Origin of the sequence: Paenibacillus sp. JSM ZJ436, assembly GCF_044383795.1 — a bacterium.
GTDB classification, from domain to species: domain Bacteria; phylum Bacillota; class Bacilli; order Paenibacillales; family Paenibacillaceae; genus Paenibacillus_AQ; species Paenibacillus_AQ algicola.
On record NZ_JBISEO010000002.1, the window covers coordinates 348,737 to 370,078 of the forward strand.

Here is a 21,342-nt window from a genome sequence, read left to right on the forward strand (position 1 = left end):
GCTCTGTTCTATTACCTAACCAAGCCGGAGCTAACCTATGAACTAATCGAAGTGCAGAGCCGCAGCTTCCTGTATATCGATCCTCCTTACACGCCGGAGCAAATGAGTCCGGACGATCATTACAACGTCAACTGGTCGAATGGACATGGGGAACGCCTCCTTGGAAGTTTGGTATATATTACCTTCTTTATAGGAGGTTCACAACAAGGTATTCTCATTGTTTTAGTTTTATTTAATTGTCGCATAAAAAAGCCAGGTCATCCTCAATACCCCGGATTGGGGATAATCGGACGATCTGGCTTGAAGGTTGTATTGAGTGATCAAAGGTTTAGGCGATGGATTCACTTTGCCAATTGCTTTGTGTAAGGCATTAGTTCTTCGATCTTGACTACGATTCTCTTTTGTTCTTCGATTGGAGGGAGTGGGATGATGCAATGCCTTAAAGTTTCTTGAGTAATTTGATTTATTGTAGTAGTACCAGTCTCCGGTAACATTGAGTTTCGGAAGTACGCTGAATTAATTATATAAAGAATGTACTCATTGCATACACTCCTGTATATTGCCATGAATGCACCAAAGCTCATTCCTCCTTTGTCAATCATCGCAGCCTTACCTACTAGCCTCTTACTTCCATTCCTAGCACAAATCAAGATATCCCCAGTTTGACACATCTTATTATCTGGGATAGTACAGGATACTTTAACAAGGTCGTTGTAGTCTAATTGTCCATCCTGAATATTACTAGAGCGCAGTACAATTGTGCCTTCATTTGTAATATCGGTCGGCTTATATGTTAAACCAATGTTCGTCATCCCTATTTCACCAAGCCTAACCCACTTCCAACTCTCGGGAATGTCGAAGGGGATCTCATCCTCCGTAATAGCTGGCAGGGGCTTCTCTCGCTTAATCTTGCCTTCCTTCACCAGACGTGCTTTTTCTGCTTGAATCTGCTGATACAGTTCCTCGGCGGTTCCTTCATCCTGCCGTTGTTCAACAAGTTTGCCCTTGATGGCATAATGCAGAATCGACTTTTGCATTTCCTCTGGGAATTTCTTGTTGAATTCCTCCACCTTGGCATGGGCGTCGTCGTATTGATCAACGTAAGGCAATAGTTCCTCAATCTTGGCCACGATGCGTTTTTGTTCTTCGAGTGGGGGGAGGGGAATTGGTAATTTCACAATATTACTAACAGCTAACCCCGGTTGGGCTGTAGCTGTAGCATATTGATTGAGATTAAGTGCTCTTAAAAAGTAGCCACTCCACATAGCATCTGTTAAGCCAAAGCAATCGACTAAAACCGCATGCTCCGTTGCGTAAAACTTTCCATAAGCAAAGTTAATATTTCCACACAATGCTCCTTGTCGACCAATCAGTGCATATGTACCTTCCCTATTAAAATTCTGTACATATCCTCTTAATCCATTACCACCGTAACATGGGAATACGAACTCTTCAGACTTATCATCGGAAATGTTAGCAGCAGTAATATTTTTTCCTGCTTGCAAATTGAATACATCTCCGATTCTAATCCATTCCCAACTCACTGGAATGTCGAAAGGAATCTCATCCTCCGTAATTTCTGGCAAAGGTTTCTCACGTTTGATCTTTCCTTCGTTGACCAACCTCTGCTTTTCGGCCCGAATTTGTTCTAGCAGTTCCTTCGCAGTTCCTTCTTCTTGCCGCTGTTCCACGAGCTTGCCTTGGATCGCCAGTTGGAGGATGCTGTTCTTTAAATCTTGTCCGTTCATCTCATTTACCCCCAAGCATGGATGTGATCTGCTCGAGTACATGATCGATTTCTGCGTTCAGAGATGCCCGTTTCTCCTGGTATTCCTGAATCAGTGCCATTGGCTCAAGGATGACTTCTTCCTCATGAGGGAAGCCGCAAAGGTCAATATTGTAGCTTCGGTCTATAATTTCTTGGATGGAATACCGTTTCGCTTTCGGATGACCATCGACTTCGATATCCTCCCGGTTAACCCACCATGCTAGGGCATCAGCAAAATGTTCCAGCTTCATCGGGCGCGTTTTCGAGAAGTTCTTTACCCCCTCGGGCATATCGAGACGATAAAACCATGTAGCATCAGTCGGCTTCGTGTGATCAAAAAACAAGATGTTCGTCCGAATCGACGTATATGGAGCAAACACACTATGCGGCATTCTGACCACCGTATGGACGTTAAACTCGCTGAACAATTTCTTCTTTATGTTGAACTTCGCATTGTCCGTCCCAAACAAAAAGCCATCGGGAATAATGACCGCTGCCCTACCGTCTCGCTTTAAGCGGTACATAATTACATTCATAAAAAGGTCGGCCGTTTCCGAACTACGAAGCTCTGTCGGGAAATTGGCTTTCACGCTTTCCTTCTCGCTTCCGCCATAAGGAGGATTCATCAAGATGACGTTGAAAGGTTCCAGCTTCCGCATCTCTTTGTAATCCATCTCCAGCGCATTGCCGTGGAGGATGTCGGGGTCATCCAGATCGTGAATGAGCATATTGGTGACGCACAGTAGATGGGGCAAGGATTTCTTCTCGATACCGTACACCGACTGGTTATACATTTCCCGATTTTCGAGCGAGTTGCCGACTTGTGGCTCCAGCGCATTCAATGCCGAGGTCAAGAAGCCCCCGGTACCGCAAGCGAAGTCACCAATTTTCTCACCGAGTACAGGCTTAATCACCTCTACCATAAAGTCGGTAACAGCTCGGGGCGTATAGAATTCTCCGGCATTTCCAGCGCTTTGCAGATCTTTCAAGAAGGACTCGTAGATCGCTCCAAATTCGTGGCGCTCCTTATACTCGGTGAAGTCAATCTCGTCGATAATATTGATCACTTGCCGTAAGAGTACACCATCTTTTTGATAGTTGTTCGCGTCTTCAAACGCAGATTTTACGATGAGTTGCCGCATCGGCGTATCCTCATCGATCTCAATATTTTTAAGTGCAGGAAATAACGTGTTGTTGACAAAATCCAATAGCGTGTCCCCGGTCAATGCTTGTCCGTCTTTATGATCCACTGCCCAATCTCTCCACTGTAGTCCTGCTGGAATGATTGACTTGTAATCATCGACAACAAGCTCCCACATTTCTTCCTTGGCATCGTAGATCTTTAAGAACAGCATCCAAACGATCTGCTCGATTCGCTGGGCATCGCCATTGACCCCCGAGTCATTCCGCATCACATCTTGAATTCTTTTGACAATATTCCGTATGGTCATCCTTCGTACCTGCCTTGTCTTCGTTGTGGTTTACGCATAGTAAATTTCGTTCTTCAACTCTTGAATGGCTTTCAAATAAGCCTCTTTACCTCCGAATGCTTTGACGATTTTCATCGGGCTGCCCATCTGGGCGAATTCCTTGAGCATGAGCACCTTGGTGTCTTCGATTTCTTTAATTCCGTCATTGGCGTACTTGTTGAGCAACCCTTCAATGACTTGCTGCGCGATATCGGAGTACTGGTATAGATAATGCCTCTTCTTCACTTGTTCGGCCCGCTCTAACTTGGTGAGCGGCGGCTTGTCGTAGGCAAGGTGGCAAATGAGGTCGAAATCATCCAATTCGTTATCGCCAAGTTCTGCTCTGACCGCATCAAGCCATACGCCGCGCTCTTGAAGTTCGTCTATGATGGCTTGTTTTTTCTCGGCTTGGCTCCATGAGCGCAAGAAGTCGTCTAGCCTCGCATAATGTTGCAAGATGTTCTTCTTCGTGTAATCGATCAGGCTCTCCGTGATGAGCTTACCATCTTGCCCTACATATTGCACGCGCTCGGAAAGCACCGTTACCGCCACGTCTCCGATGTAATATTTGCGGGGCTTCTCTTGTTCGCCATCGTCAGTGTTATTTCCTACCCCGGAGCCATATCCCGGCGGGTTTTCCCTTGTGCCGTCATCTCCACCTTCTGGTTCGGGGTAGCCAGCTTCCGGATCATCAACAGGATCATCCTGATCCAGATCAATGACCACTTCCGGTCGACCGTCAAAGGCGGGATCGGCGAACAGGCGGCTGGAGTTCCGGAAGTCCATGATGGTAAAATACGTTTTGCCGTACTCTTCAAGCAGCCGGGTACCCCGACCGATGATCTGCTTAAATTCGGTCATACTGTTAATGTTATTTTCCAGCACAATCAACTTGCACATCTTCGCGTCTACCCCGGTTGTCATGAGCTTGCTCGTGACCGCGATGACCGGGTAGGGGCTCTCCTCATCGATGAAGTTTTCAAGCTGCGCTTTACCTTCATCGTTGTCCCCCGTAATTCGCATAATGTACCGATGATTCTGGGCATACAAGTCTTGATTCGCTTGAATCAGAGCTTGTCTCATCCGCTCCGCATGCTCAATGTCGATACAGAACACAATCGTCTTACTCATTCGATCCGTCTTCTGCAAAAACTCGGTGATTTTGGCTGCGACGACCCTGGTGCGATCATCGATGACTAAGGTGCGGTCAAAGTCCTTCACATTGTACTCGCGATCTTCAATTTCGTTGCCATATGTATCGATTTTCCCGTCTTCGGGTCGATAGCCTTCCAAGTCTTTATCCAATCCGATACGAATTACTTTATAAGGAGCGAGGAAGCCATCGTCAATGCCTTGCTTGAGTGAGTATTCATAGATCGGCTCGCCAAAGTATGAGAAGCTTGACGCATCCTGCGTCTCGATAGGTGTGGCGGTACACCCAATATGAGTAGCGGCTGAAAAGTAGTTAAGAACCTTCCGCCATGCAGACTCTTCCTTGGCGCTACCCCGATGACACTCATCTATGACAATGAGATCGAAGAAGCTCGGCTGAAACTGTCGGAACGTTTCCTCACCATTTTCGCCCGTCAATTGCTGGTATAGCGCGAGATAGATTTCATAGGAACTATCCAGATTCTTATTCTGCACCTTGATCATCTTGCCGCCAAAAGGCTTAAAGTCCCCAGACATTGTCTGGTCTACCAATACATTGCGGTCGGCAAGAAATAGGATCTTCTTCTTTAACCCCGATTTCCAAAGCCGATAAATCATCTGAAACGTCATGTACGTCTTACCCGTTCCAGTGGCGCTCACGAGTAAGATGCGTTCTTGCCCCCTTGCCACAGCATCAACCGTTCGATTAATCGCGATGCGTTGGTAGTACCTTGGCGTTTTATATTGCGGTACATAGTAATACGGCTCCAGCATCACTTGCTCTTCCGCCGCACTAATGTTCTTGTCGCGCAAATAGCGGCGATATAGCTCATCCGGAGAGGGGAAGGCTTGGAGCGCCAGTTCCCGAACTTCACCTGTAATGAGATTCTGTTCGACGAAAGCATCGCCATTGGATGCGTAGACATAACTGATGTCCAGTGCCTTGGCATACTCAATGGCTTGCTGCAAGCCTGCACCGACCGGTTGTCGGTTGTCCTTGGCTTCAATGATAGCAAGTGGAACGTTCGTTTTATAAAAGAGCACATAATCGGCACGCCTCTTCCGACCGCGAGCCGTCATGTTTCCACGCAAAATGATTCTACCGGCTGTAAATGCATATTCCATCCGAACTTGCCGTTTCAAGTCCCAGCCCGCATCCGTAACCGCTGGCGTAATATACTGGGCTTTTATATCTTCTTCCGATAACGATCCTTTTCCCATACGCCCATTCCTCCCCTCATCATGAGTAAGCCTGTTTACTCAAATTCAAATTCGACAATGTCGCCGATATTACAATTGAGACACTTGCAGATTTTATAGAGACTCTCCAAATTGACAGGCTGTCGCTTCCCAAGTCGAGCCAAGGTGTTGAAGGTAAGCCCTGCCTGATCTTTCAGAACGGTCTTATTCATCTTCTTTTCGATTAACAGTTTTCACAACTTATCGTAACTGTTCACCATATGAAGTCCTCCTATTGAGCGGACAACGTAGCTCATTTCATTATATCATAGGACTAAACAGGGAAATGAGAAAACCTTACAATAAAGCAAGATGATAAAAACCTAGCTTCTGTAATATCGGGCGTATATTGATCCAGTCTTCCACTTCCACAGAGTCAACGAACAGTCGCAAGAACACTTTGCCAGAAACATCCTAGCCAAATCAGCTAACAACCTTTTCTTAAAAACAAAAAAACGGCATCTCTGCCGTTTTGTCATAGTTGTTTGGTGGAGACTAGCGGGATCGAACCGCTAACCTCTTGCATGCCATGCAAGCGCTCCAGCTGAGCTAAGCCCCCACTATAATCAATTCCTGCTTTTTATGGATGTAAATGCTTCATGGTGTTCTCCCACGGATGGTCAGATGATGCTGATTGAGGAGACCAGCTGCTGCTCGTTTGCGGGTTCTATCGAGTTGGTACAAGTGGATGGGCTTGGACATGGGAACGCCTCCTCAGAAGTTTTGTGTATGTTATCTTCTTTTCGGAGTCTTATCAAGGTATTCTCATAGTTTTAATAGTATTTATTAACATGAAAAAAGCATCTGCAGCGGTGGGCTGGAGATGCACGACTAATGCGGAGGAAGTATAAATTTCACTATGCAGACAAACTCGCTACGCCAGTATTAAATAATACTAAAGCTATAGAATATTGTAAGATCTGGACTTTCATTTTAGCATCTTCAAGTTCATTAACTGATATATCATTTTGAAAACTAGACCCATGCGCAATTGAGTGCCTCTTCCTCAACAGTTCATCTAAAAATACAATCCATAAAGAATCTTCTCTTGCTAATTTTCCACCCTTAATAGATATTCCATAATGGCCCAAATTTATGTTATACGGAAAACTCGCAATTGATTGTCTTGTATAGTTTCTTAAATTCTCCAAAAGAACATGTGTCTCTGAACTACTATTTTCAAAAACGATATCTAAAGAAGACATATGCAACAGTTTAAAGAAGTCCTTTACACCGAAATTGTTAAGAATAGTTTCAATAACTGAGGGAGATGGATTTTTATTACGATCATATAAAAATGGTTCTACTGTAAGTCGGGCATTTAACTCACCGAATTTCTCCATCAGCCTCCCTTGTATTTTATTATCGATACCACCGCTATCGTTTATAGTTGACAAGAATAAACTGCAATAAGTTTTCTGAATACGTTTGGGTAACTCACTAAACACACAATGATGATTTAGATCCTTAATCAATGTGGATGCAGCCTCTTTCATAAAACCTTCCAAGTGAGCAACCAATAACACTACTGCCGATCTACATAGTACATTTTTTACTGCATCGTTACTATGTTGTTTTATTTCTTCTATAAGTAGTTCTATCTCAGTCCACCGAGCGCCTAACTCCTCAATAAATAGTGAAGCAAATGTACTCGTTCCTGCTACTTCAGACATGGTTTGATTATCAACAAGACTCATTTGAGCAGCCCCTTGACTGCGTCAATTCGAGTGGAGACCTTTTCTTTATCATTTACACTTCCAGATACTGAATCAAAAAAGTTACTATTTTTAAATAACTCCTTAAAGGTTGTGCTATTTAATTTTGAAAAATCAGGATCATCTAGGTTAACTTCATCCGCAACAGCTATTGCTAATGCATCATACACTGCAGCATTAAATTTCGACATCTGAACAAATTCTAGATTTTCGAATCTGTATTTTGCGAATGCCTGATCCCCAAAGTGTTCCCTTATAACTTTCATTGTTTTCACAAATTGACTTCTTAGACCAATCAGTTCATCATCTGAGAGCTTATTAAGTTCTTCCATGGAATCGGAAAGGAATACCTTGAAGCCCTTTTTTAAATTCTTATAGTTATTATTTTGCAAAGCGAAGAAGCGTAGAACTAGTTCGACATCCTCCATCTTTTGAACTTTTTTACTTTCATCAGGTTTATCGAGACTAATTTGGTTTAAGACTCTGAAATCTTCTTGTTTAGCAAGATCCTTTATTAATTTATTAAATGATCCCCTGTATATCGCATTTCTTAATTCCTGCGCCTCTAATTTAACAGATCCCGAGTTTAGCCTTTCAAATATGTCATACTTGACTTGTGGGTCAAGCGTAGAATCAATTCTCAAGCACTTGATTGTCCTCTCCTCTAATCTACGTATCAAAAAGGGGGGTAAGTCCTTATACTTAGAACCGTTCAATGGCTTCAATACTTCCATTCCCTCTAAAGCCAATTCATTTGTCATAAAATTATAAATTGCCGTCAAACGCTGCTGACCATCAATAACTGAGTACCTTGCCAAACCATCGGCATCGTCAGCATCAACATCAACATCTTGAGATAGATAAACCAAAGGAACTGGAATATTGAGGATCAAGCTTTCAATTAATTTTGATGATGTTTCTTCACTCCATCTATGATTTCTTTGGTACTCTGGATCGAGCTTAATTGTCTTTCTTGTAATTTTCTTCACCAAAGTTTCCAAATCATACTCAATACTTTGCGTTTTAACAGTACGTTTCTTAGCAAGTTGCTGTAATTCAGCTAAATTTTTTTTCAATGTATTCAAAGATTCAACCCCTTAATTTCCTAAGTGGAATTTATTGAAATTTACATGAACGTCAAATTGAGAGCTATACACATTATTATAACACTATGCTTGACAATTATCTTCAATACCTTAAAGTGGACAGCGGATTAGACTATCTTACATTGGATTGAAGGAGATACGAAATTGGCCTAACTGAGTACTCCAGCATTTTTTTTCTGATCTTCAACAGTATTGACATAAGTGCGTTGGACTAAATATATCAGTAGACAAAGTGTCTACGAAAAAACCACCTTCAACATCGCCAAAAAAGCTGATGTCTACGGTGGTCTACGAACTTGGACATAACAAAAGCCCAGACCGCATGAGGTCGGGCTTTTCATGGTGGAGGCGAGGGGAGTCGAACCCCTGTCCGAAGATAACGACAACACAAGCTTCTACGGGTGTAGTCACGGCTTTGATGTCACCCGAGTATCGCCCCGTAACCGGCTATACGTTGGGTCAGCCTGATTGTCTTCTTCAGCACACCCCAGGCGGAGATGTGACAGCGTATCCCACTAAAGTTGAGCCCTCATCCCGGTACATGGGCGATACAGAGCGAGAGCACGCTCACAGGTTATTAAGCTGCGAAAGCGTAGTTGTTTTGTTGTTTGCCGTTTAATAGGCTTTAGCGTTGATGAAGTGGACGCGTCCCCACTACCCGCTACTCATGCCCGAACTACCCCCGTCGAATCCAAGAACGCCCCCTTAATAAGGTGAACCTCGCGGTTAAGCAAAGCCTCACACAAAAAAGGGATAGATGGATTAGATCTGAAGATGATCAAGCCAAGCAGATTCATCTATTCCAAAACCCTTTCCCTCCAAGAAAGGATTTTGAAGCAACAAGCTTGTTGTCAAAGATCTTAATAAAGATCAAGGATCGCTTACATCAGTTAGTATATCACATTATCTATCAAAATGATATACAGATCACAGGGAAAGCAGCTAATTGCTGCCAGCCCGTGTGATTATGCTTATAAAACCGTAGAATTACCGCTTCTTCCTCATGCGGCAGACTTACCGCGCCACCTTCTGCTTCTCCCGCAGAGCCCGCTGAATGTCCCGCTGGGCATCCCGCTTCGCAGCGGTGTCGCGCTTGTCATACTGCTTCTTACCCTTACCGAGGCCAATCAGCAGCTTCGCATAGCCGTTGCGGATATAAATCTTCAGCGGCACAATAGAATAGCCTTCCTGCTTGGACAAGCCGAGCAGCTTGTTGATCTGGACTTTATGCAGCAGCAGCTTGCGTGTTCGCGTCGGGTCCAGCGGATTGCTGCGGTTTCCCTGCTCGAACGGGCTGATATGCATGTTGTGGATATGAACCTCACCGTTCCGAATCGTGGCAAAAGCGTCCCCGATGTTCGCACGCCCGTTGCGCAATGACTTGATCTCCGTTCCGGACAGCACCATGCCGGCTTCATACGTATCTTCGATGAAGTAATCATGGGAAGCTTTTTTGTTCTGGGCCAGAACCTTCCCGTCACTTTTCTTACCCATAGGATCACTCCTTAGCTTCATAAATATATGGTCACCCTGGTGAAAAAGACCTCCGGTAAACGCATCCTGACAGCGGTTCACCAGAAGTCCATTGTATCAACTGCATCCTCCAAAAGCAAGGCGGGGCCTGCCCTCCGGCATCGGTGACCCCCGCAAATACACTAGAGTCTCATTGCCGCACTTTAGCCGAGGAATTTAGCCTAAAAGGAGCAGCGAAGGGTGTCCCTCCCGCTTTTCTGCCTGACACCCTTACTTTTTGATCTTCCGTACAAAAGCTGCCGTGCTGCCGCCCTTCTTGCGCTTGCGGCCGCCACCGCCATTTCCCGGACCAGGCGATGCGCCTTCCCCGATAAAAATGCCGCTGCCAGACGTCTTCTTGCGCCGGCTGCCGCCTTTGCCGCTGCCGGCATTGCGATCGAAGCCGGTCGAGCTCGCGCCCTGCGAGCTGTAGCCGCCCTTGCCGCTGCCAAAGGCGAAGCTGCGCGGCGTCTCCTCGCTGCGGCCCAGGCTCACGCCGCCACCGCTGCTGCCGCCTGCAGCGCCACCGGCACCGCCGGCGTCTCCTCGCTTGCTGCGCCTTGGCTTTCCGCTCGCATCGCCGGCTGCGGCGGGCTGTGCATCGCCGCCGCGCTTGCCGCGGCCGCCCTTGGCCCCGCCGCGCCCGCCATGATCGCGGCCTCCGAAGCCTCGGCCGCCACCGCCAGCACCGCCGCTGCGCTTGCCGGCGCCGCCTCCGAAGCCGCCTTCACGGCGCGGCTTCATATCCACCATCTCGAAATCGATGGTGTGCTCCTCCATGTTCACGTTCGCCACGCGAACCTTGACCTCATCGCCGATACGGAACATTTTGGACGTCCGCTCGCCGATAAGCAGCATGTGACGCTCATCAAAATGATAATAATCGTCGCTCAGCGCGCTAAGGCGGATCAAGCCCTCAACCGTATTCTCCAGCTCGATAAACATGCCGAAGCTTGTTACGCTGCTGATCATGCCCTCAAACTCTTCGCCTACCTTATCGAGCATATACTCCGCTTTCTTCAGCGCCTCGGTGTCGCGTTCGGCATCCACTGCCACACGCTCCCGCTCGGAGGATTGCTGAGCAATATCCGGCATTTTAGCGCCCAAATATTCCTGACGCTGCTCCGTCAGCGTATTGCCGTTCTCGAACACCTCGCGAATGACGCGGTGAATGACGAGATCCGGGTAACGCCGGATCGGAGAGGTGAAGTGAGAGTAGAACTCCGCCGCCAGTCCGAAATGCCCCGTGCTCTCAGCATCATATTTCGCCTGCTTCATCGACCGGAGCATCATCGTGCTCAGTACAGTCTGCTCCTTCGTGCCCTGAATGTCCTCCAGCAAGTACTGCAGCGCGCGCGGATGAATCGAATTGCCCCGTCCCTTGACATGGTGTCCGAAATTCGCCGCAAACGCCATAAAATTCTGCAGCTTCTCCGGGTCCGGCTCCTCATGAATCCGGTACAGGAACGGCACCTTCAGCCAGTGAAAATGCTCTGCCACCGTCTCATTCGCAGCCAGCATGAATTCCTCAATAATCTGCTCGGCGATGGAGCGCTCGCGCTTCACAATATCGACCGCCTTGCCGCTCTCATCGACAATGACCTTGGATTCCACAAAATCAAAATCCACCGCGCCCCGCCGCATCCGCCGGTCCCGCAGCTTCATTGCCAGCTCGCGCATGAGGCGGAAATCATCGACCAGCTCGCTATAGCGCTCGATGAGCTCCGGGTCCACGTCCAGGAGAATTTTGCGCACATTGCTGTACGTCATCCGTTCCTTCGTCTTAATCACGCTCGTGAAGACGTCATGCTTGACGACTTTCATCTGCTCGTTAAATTCCATCTCGCACGACAGCGTCAAGCGATCCACCTGCGGATTCAAGCTGCAAATGCCGTTCGACAGGCGGTGCGGCAGCATCGGAATAACCCGGTCAACCAAGTAGACACTGCAGCCCCGTGCATACGCTTCCTGATCCAATGCCGATCCTTCCCGCACATAGTAGCCGACGTCGGCAATGTGTACGCCCAGTCTGTAATGACCGTTAGGAAGACGCTCCACGTTCACGGCATCATCCAGGTCTTTCGCGTCCTCGCCGTCAATCGTCACAATGTTCAGCCCGCGCAGATCCCGTCTGCCCTGCTTCACAATCTCTTCCTCGGTAATGGAGCTCGGCGCCTGCTCCGCTTCAGCCAGCACCTCTTCCGGGAAGCCCTCGGGCAGCTGATGCTTGCGGATGATGGACAAAATATCGACGCCCGGGTCATCCTTATGCCCCAGCACCTCCACCACTTCACCTTCCGCCGCTGCACGGCCTTCCGGATAGCTGAGCAGCTTGACGACGACCTTTTCGCCGTCCACTGCTCCGTTCATTCCTTGTCTCGGGATAAAAATATCCCGGTTAATCCGCTTGTCATCCGGAATGACAAAGCCATACACCTCATGGTTCTGAAACACACCCACAATCTGGGTTACCGCACGCGTAACGATCCGGACGACCTCACCTTCCAGTTTGCCCCCGGCATGGCTTTGGGAGGTGACGCGCAGCAGCACAATATCTCCGTTCATTGCGCTTTTCAGGTCATTGGCATGGATGTATACATCAGGATGCTCCCGATCATCAGGAATCAGGAAAGCAAAGCCCTTCGCATGAGCTTGGATCCGTCCGCGCACCAGGTCCATCCGCTCCGGCACACCGTAGCGGTTCGTGCGGGTCAGCAGAATTTGTCCCGATTGCTCCAGCTCATTCAGCAGCTTCAAAAATTCGCGGAAATCTCCCGCATCCTCAATCCCGAAATGCTGCTCCAGCTCCTGGTATGTCATCGGCTTATAGGCGGTTTCCCGCATAAATTCCAGTAATGTCTGTTCTGTTATCATCTTTTCACCTCAAGAAAACGTGGCATAAGTGTAAACCTGTATTCATTCAACCTTTACCTATATATACCCATAACCTAGTATACACGAATTTAATCGAAGGTATCCTTAGGTCAGGCTCCAGGGAAAGCCGAAGTGGGAAATCATGCAATCTCAGGAATTATGTACATTGGAAAAATGGTATAAAAAAACCTCCGCTCTCTTCCGAACTGAAAAAAGCGAAGGTTCTATGTTCATTCTATTTCAGCATCGCGACAATAACAGCAGTGACAATAAAGCCTACAGCGATGACAACGGTGGTGCGCTGCAGCACCAGGTCCATCCCGCGAGCCTTTGTCTTCCCGAAAAGATGTTCAGCACCGCCGGAGATGGCACCAGCAAGACCCGCACTTTTACCCTTCTGAAGAAGAACGACCACGATCATAGCGATCGAAAAAATAACCAGCAGAACCTCCCAAAACATTACCATACCTTCCACCTCCCAAGCGAGTAAACATCATCAATATAAAAAACACCATTATTATTCTACCACAGTGAATTGCAGGTTGACAAGAAAGATAAAGCGACTTCCGGCTCTTTTCCTTATCCCAAAAGCCTATTATTACCTTAACTTGAGTTCGTTTATTCCAGATTTACCACAACGGCGCGATCGAGTTTTTCGCGTTCGTTGGGCGCGGGGGCGGGCGGCGGACGCATCGGGTTTGGTTTTTCGCATTCATTTGCTCCAGAACCGCTCACCGCCGCATCGAGTTCGGTTTTTCGCATTCGTTGGGCGCGGGGGCGGCATTCGGACTCATCGAGTTTAGTTTTTCGCATTCGTTGGGCGCGGGGGCGGCATTCGGACGTATCGAGTTCGGTTTTTCGCGTTCGTTGGGCGCGGGGGCGGGCGGCGCGCCCATCGAGTTCGGTTTTTCGCATTCGTTGGGCACGGAAACCGCCCACCGAGGCAAAAGGAGTTGCAATCTGTCGCACATCTTTGTATTCTATATATGAGCATATGCTCATATATAGAATACAAAGGGCGGCGAATGTATATGGAGGCTCATGAGCACTCTTTTTTACAAGCACAGACGGTTGAGGATGTATCCCGGATATTTAAAGCATTGTCAGACCCCACGCGCATTAAGATCCTATATATGCTCGCTCAGGAGGAGTGTACGGTGGGTCATATTACGGAGGTGCTAGATATTTCCCAGTCAGCAGTATCGCACCAGTTAAGCCTGCTGCGGACGATGCGTCTGGTCAAAAGCCGGCGGGAGGGCACCAGCATGATCTACTCCTGCGATGATAATCACGTCATATCCTTACTTAATCAGGCGGTCTGTCACGCCGAGCAATGTCAGGAGGCTGAAACGCTATGAGCTCTCACTCTCATTCCCATCACGGGCATAGCCACGATCATACGTGTCACGGTCATGGCCATGGCCATCATGGACACCACCACGGTCATCATCACGGGCTGGACCCCCAGGGCAATAAAAAAGGCCTGCTTCTCGCGTTAGGCATCACGTTCAGCATTATGCTGCTTGAGTTTTTTGGGGGGCTGCTGACGAACAGTCTGGCCCTGCTCTCGGACAGCGGCCATATGCTGAGTGATACGGTCTCGCTGCTGCTTAGCCTGGCTGCCGTCTCTTTTGCTTCCCGGCCATCCTCTCCGAAGCGGACGTTTGGCTTTTACCGGTTTGAGATTCTGGCAGCGCTGCTCAATGGGGTGACGCTGTTTGTTGTGGCCGGCTTCATTATGTGGGAAGCGTATGGACGTTTTACCGAGCCACCCGAAGTGGCCAGCGGCTCCATGATGCTGATTGCGTCCATCGGTCTCGCCGCTAATGTGCTGAGCGCCTGGGCACTGATGCGAAAAGGCGATGTCAAGAACAACATCAATTTGCGCAGTGCCTACCTGCATGTGCTGGGGGATGCTCTGGGCTCTGTAGGTGCCATTGCAGCAGGCGCGGTTATGCTGCTCTTCGGCTGGTATATCGCGGACCCCATCATCAGCGTAGTGGTAGCCCTCTTGATCTTGCGCGGCGCTTGGGGCGTAATTACGCATACCGTGCATATCCTGATGGAGGGGACGCCGGCTCATGTGAATGCCGCTGATGTTGAGGACGTTCTGAGCCGCATTCCTGGCGTTACAGAGGTGCATGATCTCCATATCTGGAGTATTACCTCGGGCCTGGATTCACTCAGCTGCCACCTGGTTATTACCGATGGACAGAATTCCCAGATTGTGCTGCAGGCTGCGATTACGACCATCGCTGAGCGATTCGGAATTGACCACACCACGATTCAGATTGAAACCCCGGCAACCCGGCATGCCGAGCTGAAGGTGTAGGTGCTGCAGATGAATACACATGTGGATATCCTTATTATAGGGGCAGGCCAAGCGGGATTAGCTGCCGCCTACCATCTGAGTAAGACAACGATAAATTTCCTGCTGATCGGGCAAGAATCACGTATTGGAGATCCCTGGAGACAGAGATATGACTCTCTGATCACCTTTACTCCCCGTGCCTACAATGCGCTGCCCGGTCTTTTGCTGGAGGGGAATCCAGACGGCTGCAGCAGCAAGGACGAGATTGCCGATAGCCTGGAGCAGTATGCTCGGCATTACAGCTTCCCGATGCAGCTGGGTGTTAAAGTTCAGAGACTGGAGCGGACAGCCGCTGGATTTGCAGTCACTACGAGTCAAGGTGAGATTCAAGCACGACAGGTCATTGTGGCGACAGGCCCTTTTCAAAAGCCGCACCTTCCTCCCTTTGCTCAGCAGCTATCCGAAAATATCCGCCAAATGCATACCTCGGAATACGTAAACCCCTCCTCCCTTCAGCAAGGCTACGTTCTGATCGTTGGGGCAGGCAACTCCGGTGCGCAGATCGCCGCGGAGCTGTCTATGGAGCGGGAGGTTCATCTCTCTGCAGGGCAGCGTCTGAAATTCATGCCGCTTACTTTTTGGGGTAAAAGCATGTTCTGGTGGTTGAAACACAGTGGCGTGCTTCGTGCCTCCGCTGACAGCCCGGCAGGCCGATGGCTTCGCGCTAAAGGCGATCCCATTTTTGGCACAGAGGTGAAGCGTGCGTTAAGGTCCGATGCCGTCACTATCAAGCCAAGGACCGTAGCAGCCAAACAGGATGTGATGCTCTTTGAGGATGGCACCCAAGCCGTGTATCCCAACATTATATGGGCTACCGGATTTCGGCCTGATTACGGCTGGATAAAGGTTCCCGGGGTGCTGGATGGCGAGGGCAGGCCCCTGCACCAGCGCGGGATCTCTTCGGTCCAAGGCTTGTTCTTTCTGGGGCTGCCATGGCAGCAACGCAGAGATTCCGCACTCCTGGGAGGAGTGGGACGCGATGCAGAATACATTGTGCAATGGATCAGGAAGAGCCGCCGAGGCTGAAGGCAGGAGCACCCGCATAAGAGTTTATCCTCAGTCTCACCGCCCGGTCCATCCTGCTGAGTGCATTTGGTGATTACGGCTGAGTCCTCCCGCCGGTAAAGTCACGATGAAGTTCCTGCAGTCTGAGGCTCTCCCTCCGTCATCAAGGTCTGGCCCGTCTTCTTCATATGGCACTCTCCCCAGGCGCACATCGTATCCAGGATCGGCTTCATCGACCAGCCGTACTCCGTTAAGGAGTACACCACCTTGGGAGGCACCTGTTCAAAAATCTGCCGCTTCAAAAGCCCCGCCTCCTCCAGCTCTCGCAGCTGCTGGGTCAGCATTTTCTGGGTAATGCCGGGCATAAGGCGCTTCAGCTCACTGGTGCGCTTTTCCCCCTTATCCAGATGGCATAAAATAACGACCTTCCATTTTCCTCCGATGACCTCCAGGGTCGCTTCAACCGGTATATTATAGGCCACAAGCCCCGCCCTCCTCATTTCGTATACTCTGATATGTGAAGTGCACCTTTCTCGAGCCTGCAAAAAACATAGGTACTTAAAGGTGCCTACAGTACTTTAAAGTGCGTACTTACCTCTGACATTCTACCGCCCTATAATAGCATTTGTCCGCCGGATGTAAAGCATTCGGGGCTTGGACAAATTTGTTATATCAGGAGGCTTCCTCTATATGAACTCTAATAGTAACCCTGCAGCCCTGCCTGCTTCAAAAGCCGGAACCCCCTCATCCCGTTGGGCGCTGTTCGCGCTCGCCGTCAGTGCATTCGGCATTGGAACGACCGAATTTGTGCCGGTGGGACTGTTATCTTCCATCGCAGACGATATGAGCATCCGGATCACCTTGGCCGGCCTGCTCATCTCCATCTATGCGGTCGGTGTCGCTGCCGGTGCACCCGTGCTGACAGCATTGACCAACCGGATGAGCCGCAAAAGCCTGCTGCTCTCCCTGATGGTGCTGTTCATTGTAGGCAACACTGCCGCTGCCTTATCGCAAAGCTTTGCGCTTCTGCTTACAGCCAGAGTCGTTACAGCATTTGCACACGGCGTATTCTTCTCGATCGGCTCAACCATCGCGGTCCAGCTCGTTCCTGCGGAGAAAAAAGCCAGCGCCATCGCTCTCATGTTCACAGGTCTGACCGTCGCCACCGTGACCGGCGTGCCTCTGGGCACATATATTGGTCAGGGCTTTGGCTGGAGAGCTACTTTTGCCGGTGTAGCGGGACTTGGCGTTATCGCCCTCCTTGCGCTATCCGTGCTAATTCCAAAGAATTTGAAGCAGCCGCCTCCAGCCAAGTTCCAGGACATGCTTCGGCTGTTGACTCATCCCTCTATTCTGACCGGACTTGGCATGACAGCCCTTGGCTACGGAGGAACCTTTGTCGCTTTTACCTACCTGACTCCGATGCTGCAGGATGTCGTCGGACTCAAGCCCTCCGCCGTAGGTATTGTACTGCTTATTTATGGCCTTGCCGTTGCTGCCGGTAATGAGATCGGCGGACGATGGGCGAACCGGAATCCGGTGTCGGCCCTCCGTTACATGTTCATCATCCAGGCAGCTGTGCTCATTCTGATGTCTCTCGTTATCCCGTTCCGGGTCGCAGGACTGGCGGCTGTGATCCTGATGGGACTGTTCGCCTTCATGAACGTGCCGGGCCTGCAGCTGTATACGGTGCAAATGGCTGAGAAGTATGTGCCCTCGGCTGTTGACGTAGCCTCGGCGCTGAACATTGCCGCATTCAACGTCGGGATCGCTTTAGGCGCCACCATCGGGGGGATCGCCGTGGATACGATTGGCATCCGGCATACGCCTTGGATCGGCAGCCTGATGGTTCTTGCCGCCGCTGCCCTGGCGATTCATGCCACCCGGCAGTCTGCAAAAAGATAGCACAAGCGCCTCAAGCATTCCCTCTTATGCTTACAGCGTGCTTCTCCCGTCTCGCGGGGGCAGAGAGACCGGGTGTCCCGTGCAATGATATTTCCCTTTGTGTTATTATGTGTACGAATCCGATTGGAATGCTAGGAGGGACGCCATGAGCTTGTTACGAGAGCAATATATCCGGAATGATATTGAACGAGAGCGCCTCAAGAAGCTGCGGGAGCTGGCCATGCGGTTTGCGAAGCGGGCTCCGAAGCATGATGAGGAGGGCTCTTTTCCATTTGATAACTTTGAAGATCTCCGCCAAGGCGGCTACAACGGGCTAACTGTGCCTAAGTCACACGGCGGAGAAGAAATTTCATTATATGAGCTGGTGCAGGTTCAAGAGTGCCTTGGCTGGGGCGACGGCTCCACGGCGCTCGGCTTTGGCTGGCATCTGGGCCAGCTTCTGTATCTGCGGACGAGCGGTAAATGGCCGGAGCCTCTGTTTGAAGAGCTGTGCCGGGATGTCATTCAAGAGGGCTCCCTCCTGAATGTGTTCGGCAGTGAAGCCGGCACGGGCAGCCCAAGCCGAGGCGGCAAGCCTGCCACCACTGCAGAACGTATCACAGGAGGCTATAGAGTCAACGGCCGCAAGACCTTCAGCACGCTTTCACCTATACTGGACCGTTTTGTCGTCACTGCGACGGTCACCCCGGAGGACACCGTGAGTGAATTTCTGGTGAAACGCTCCGAGGCCGTGAAGGTCATTGAAACCTGGAATACGATGGGGATGCGCTCGACCGGCAGTCATGATGTGGTGCTGGAAGAGGTTTTTGTCCCTGAGGAAGCACGCATCGTAACCGGAAGCGGCACCGATGACGGCAGCGGGTGGCTGCTCCATATTCCGGCCTGTTATGCCGGGATCGCGATGGCTGCAAGAGACTTTGCCGTGGAATTCGCAGGCACCTACTCCCCGAACAGCCTTCCCGGACCGATCGGAGAGGTGCCGACGGTACGGCAGCTCATCGGGCAGATGGAGGCCGAGCTGCGCACTGCGCGGTCTGTGCTTTATGAAGCGGCGGCTGTCTGGGACAGCCAGCCTCAGCTGCGGCCCGGCCTGCGCCCGCAGCTTGGGCTGGCCAAGCATGTCGTCACGAACCGCGCGCTTCAGGTCGTAGACCTCGCCATGCGGATTGTCGGCGGAACCAGCCTCTCCAAGGCTTTGCCGCTGGAGCGTTACGCCCGGGACATCCGGGCGGGCCTGTTCAATCCGCCTATGGATAATATGCTGCTGGACCAGCTCGCTAAAGAAGCGCTGGGAGAGTTTGGCGGCAGCAGCGCACTATAAATATAAGCCAACAGGCAGTCGTAAAGACCATGCCCTGCTAGCTTGGTTAAATGTAAAGCAGTTCTTCACTGACCTCGCCCGGCGGCGGGGTTTTTGCTGTTCCATTAGATTGACACGTCCTGCGTCCTGCACATTGCTCAAGGCTCACCGCTGCTTCCTGCTCTTATTGACGGCTTCCTCCAGCCGCTTGAAGCGTTTCACGTCGGCCTTGCGGATCGGCAGCGGTTCTCCCTTGAACATGCGGATGACTGCAATCACCAGCAGCAGCAAGATGATAGTGAACGGCAGTGCCGAGATCAGGGAAGCGGTCTGCAGCGCTTCAAGGCCTCCGGTATAAAGGAGCACGCCTGCAATGGAGGCCATCAGAATGCCCCAGACCATTTTTACATAAAATGGGGGATTCAGGCTGCCCGAGGTCGTCATGCTGGACAAAATATACGTCGCCGAGTCCGCCGAAGTGATGAGGAACGTCAGGATCAGAAGGAGAGACAGCACATGTACAATATCTGACAGCGGCAGCAGCTCAATCAATTCAAAAAGCGCTGTCGATACGTCATGATAAACGGCTGTAGCAATGCCTGCATTCTGGTTCATATCGAGCCACAGCGCGGTTCCGCCAAACACCGCCATCCACATACAGGCAATCAGCGGCGGCACAACCATAACTCCCAGAATAAACTCCCGGACGGTCCGCCCCCGGGATACGCGCGCGACAAAGGCACCGACAAACGGGGACCAGGCAATCGCCCACGCCCAATAAAAAATCGTCCACTTGCGCACCCATTCCCCGCCCGCATAAGGCTGCAGCCGCAGGCTGTACTGAATGAAGTTCGAGATGTAATCGCCGATCGCCAGCGTAAAGGTTTCAAGGATAAAGACACTGGGACCTGCGAAGAACACAAAGAGCAGAAAGGCCAGCGCCATGCCGAGATTAAAATTACTCAAATATTTTATACCCTTGTCCAGCCCTGTGGTGGTCGAGATCATATAGCAGATAAAAATGAGGCCCAGCACGCCGATCTGCAGCAGCGGTGTATTCTCCCACCCTGTCAGGATGCTCACGCCCCCGCCCATTTGCAGAACGCCCAAGCCTACGGAGGTGGCGACACCCATCACGGTGGCAATGACCGCCAGAATGTCGATGGTGTCCTTCACAGCCCGTTTTTGTCCGGTGATCGGCTCGAGGGCGGTGGATACGAGGCCGTCTTTCTTTTTGCGGAATTGGAAAAAGGCAATGACTAACCCCACCAGCGCGAAGACCGACCACTGACTGATGCCGAAGTGAAAGAACGCATAGCCCATAGCTACCCGGGCGGCTTCAATGGATTGTGATTCCATGCCGGCAAACGGCGGCGTAAAGAAATGCGTCATTGGCTCCGCCACGCCCCAGAACACTAGGCCCACCCCGAAGCCGGCAGAGAACAGCATGCCGATCCAGGTAAAGAAGGGATAATCCGGCTTTTGGGCATCATCCTGCCCCAGACGGATGCCTCCGTATTTGCTGATCGCAACGCCGAACAAGAACAGAATGATCATAAAGATGGACAGCAGATAGAACCAGCCGAAATAGTTCGTCGTCAGGTTAAACAAGTAGGCCGCCGCATGGCCGAACTTCTCCGGAATGACAGCGCCCAGCACAGCCAGCACCCCAATCAGAAGTGCCGAAATCGTAAACACCATGTTCGTCATTAATTTACCTTTCAACTGCATCACCTCGGAAAAGTATGTATTGTGGCGCGTCCATCTCATTATGTCCACATCCACCCAGATCTCATGTAGCATGCTACCGTGAATTTTTCCGTATGCCTGCTTGTTTAAGGTCTCCGATCCCGAGTTAAACTGGAATTTCACGTGGATGACCCGCGCCTTTAACCCAGCGGTTATTCCAACTACTTAAACAAAAAC

17 protein-coding genes, 1 tRNA gene and 1 other RNA gene are annotated in these 21,342 nt (G+C 50.2%); 5 read left to right on the forward strand and 14 right to left on the reverse strand.

What is annotated here, in order from left to right; genetic code table 11:
• Window positions 1–341 precede the first annotated feature (341 nt).
• The 12 genes from ACH6EH_RS03870 to ACH6EH_RS03925 all read right to left on the reverse strand — a co-directional run bounded on the left by ACH6EH_RS03870 (window position 342) and on the right by ACH6EH_RS03925 (window position 13,750).
• On the reverse strand, window positions 342–1,748 hold the full coding sequence (locus ACH6EH_RS03870) for a restriction endonuclease subunit S (RefSeq protein WP_397331187.1): 1,407 nt from the start codon (window positions 1,746–1,748) through the stop codon (window positions 342–344).
• 1 nt (window position 1,749) lies between these two features.
• Complete coding sequence (locus tag ACH6EH_RS03875) at window positions 1,750–3,219, reverse strand: class I SAM-dependent DNA methyltransferase (RefSeq protein WP_397331188.1); 1,470 nt, start codon at window positions 3,217–3,219, stop codon at window positions 1,750–1,752.
• 30 nt (window positions 3,220–3,249) lie between these two features.
• Complete coding sequence (gene hsdR / locus ACH6EH_RS03880; protein WP_397331189.1) at window positions 3,250–5,610, reverse strand: EcoAI/FtnUII family type I restriction enzme subunit R; 2,361 nt, start codon at window positions 5,608–5,610, stop codon at window positions 3,250–3,252.
• A 35-nt stretch (window positions 5,611–5,645) separates the two neighbouring features.
• Window positions 5,646–5,819, reverse strand: coding sequence for a helix-turn-helix domain-containing protein (locus ACH6EH_RS03885; protein WP_397331262.1), 174 nt, complete (start codon window positions 5,817–5,819; stop codon window positions 5,646–5,648).
• A 295-nt stretch (window positions 5,820–6,114) separates the two neighbouring features.
• Window positions 6,115–6,187: transfer RNA gene (locus tag ACH6EH_RS03890), tRNA-Ala, on the reverse strand.
• A gap of 298 nt (window positions 6,188–6,485) precedes the next feature.
• On the reverse strand, window positions 6,486–7,325 hold the full coding sequence (locus ACH6EH_RS03895) for an MAE_28990/MAE_18760 family HEPN-like nuclease (protein ID WP_397331190.1): 840 nt from the start codon (window positions 7,323–7,325) through the stop codon (window positions 6,486–6,488).
• Window positions 7,322–8,428, reverse strand: a complete 1,107-nt coding sequence (locus ACH6EH_RS03900) for a GmrSD restriction endonuclease domain-containing protein (RefSeq protein WP_397331191.1) — start codon at window positions 8,426–8,428, stop codon at window positions 7,322–7,324. Before ACH6EH_RS03900 ends, ACH6EH_RS03895 begins: the two co-directional genes overlap by 4 nt.
• A gap of 361 nt (window positions 8,429–8,789) precedes the next feature.
• Window positions 8,790–9,154, reverse strand: a transfer-messenger RNA (tmRNA) gene (gene ssrA / locus ACH6EH_RS03905).
• Between the two features lie 309 nt (window positions 9,155–9,463).
• Window positions 9,464–9,943, reverse strand: a complete 480-nt coding sequence (smpB, locus tag ACH6EH_RS03910; protein ID WP_397331192.1) for an SsrA-binding protein SmpB — start codon at window positions 9,941–9,943, stop codon at window positions 9,464–9,466.
• A 249-nt stretch (window positions 9,944–10,192) separates the two neighbouring features.
• The gene (gene rnr, locus ACH6EH_RS03915; protein WP_397331194.1) at window positions 10,193–12,835 is read right to left on the reverse strand and encodes a ribonuclease R; all 2,643 of its coding nucleotides are present in this window, start codon (window positions 12,833–12,835) and stop codon (window positions 10,193–10,195) included.
• A 235-nt stretch (window positions 12,836–13,070) separates the two neighbouring features.
• On the reverse strand, window positions 13,071–13,301 hold the full coding sequence (secG, locus tag ACH6EH_RS03920; RefSeq protein ID WP_138224126.1) for a preprotein translocase subunit SecG: 231 nt from the start codon (window positions 13,299–13,301) through the stop codon (window positions 13,071–13,073).
• A gap of 152 nt (window positions 13,302–13,453) precedes the next feature.
• Window positions 13,454–13,750 carry a hypothetical protein gene (locus tag ACH6EH_RS03925; protein ID WP_397331195.1) on the reverse strand — a complete coding sequence of 99 codons (297 nt, stop codon included), beginning with the start codon at window positions 13,748–13,750 and terminating at the stop codon, window positions 13,454–13,456.
• A 116-nt stretch (window positions 13,751–13,866) separates the two neighbouring features.
• Between ACH6EH_RS03925 and ACH6EH_RS03930 the strand changes: the two genes are divergently transcribed.
• The 3 genes from ACH6EH_RS03930 to ACH6EH_RS03940 are packed head-to-tail and all read left to right on the forward strand — an operon-like array spanning window position 13,867 to window position 16,232.
• Window positions 13,867–14,193, forward strand: a complete 327-nt coding sequence (locus ACH6EH_RS03930; RefSeq protein ID WP_208204670.1) for an ArsR/SmtB family transcription factor — start codon at window positions 13,867–13,869, stop codon at window positions 14,191–14,193.
• Complete coding sequence (locus tag ACH6EH_RS03935; RefSeq protein WP_397331196.1) at window positions 14,190–15,167, forward strand: cation diffusion facilitator family transporter; 978 nt, start codon at window positions 14,190–14,192, stop codon at window positions 15,165–15,167. The genes ACH6EH_RS03930 and ACH6EH_RS03935 overlap by 4 nt, the downstream gene beginning before the upstream one ends.
• 9 nt (window positions 15,168–15,176) lie before the next feature.
• Complete coding sequence (locus ACH6EH_RS03940; RefSeq protein ID WP_397331197.1) at window positions 15,177–16,232, forward strand: flavin-containing monooxygenase; 1,056 nt, start codon at window positions 15,177–15,179, stop codon at window positions 16,230–16,232.
• Between the two features lie 101 nt (window positions 16,233–16,333).
• Here ACH6EH_RS03940 and ACH6EH_RS03945 read toward each other — a convergent pair whose 3' ends face one another.
• Window positions 16,334–16,693 (reverse strand): winged helix-turn-helix transcriptional regulator, encoded by a 360-nt coding sequence (locus ACH6EH_RS03945; protein ID WP_397331199.1) that lies wholly within the window; start codon window positions 16,691–16,693, stop codon window positions 16,334–16,336.
• A 208-nt stretch (window positions 16,694–16,901) separates the two neighbouring features.
• Between ACH6EH_RS03945 and ACH6EH_RS03950 the strand changes: the two genes are divergently transcribed.
• Entirely contained in the window at window positions 16,902–18,116 is a 1,215-nt protein-coding gene (locus ACH6EH_RS03950; protein ID WP_397331200.1) for an MFS transporter, read from the forward strand.
• Window positions 18,117–18,261: 145 nt separating this feature from the next.
• Window positions 18,262–19,437: an acyl-CoA dehydrogenase family protein gene (locus ACH6EH_RS03955; protein WP_397331201.1), complete on the forward strand. Its 1,176-nt coding sequence runs from the start codon at window positions 18,262–18,264 to the stop codon at window positions 19,435–19,437.
• A gap of 144 nt (window positions 19,438–19,581) precedes the next feature.
• Here ACH6EH_RS03955 and ACH6EH_RS03960 read toward each other — a convergent pair whose 3' ends face one another.
• Entirely contained in the window at window positions 19,582–21,186 is a 1,605-nt protein-coding gene (locus ACH6EH_RS03960; RefSeq protein WP_397331203.1) for a BCCT family transporter, read from the reverse strand.
• Window positions 21,187–21,342 lie beyond the last annotated feature (156 nt).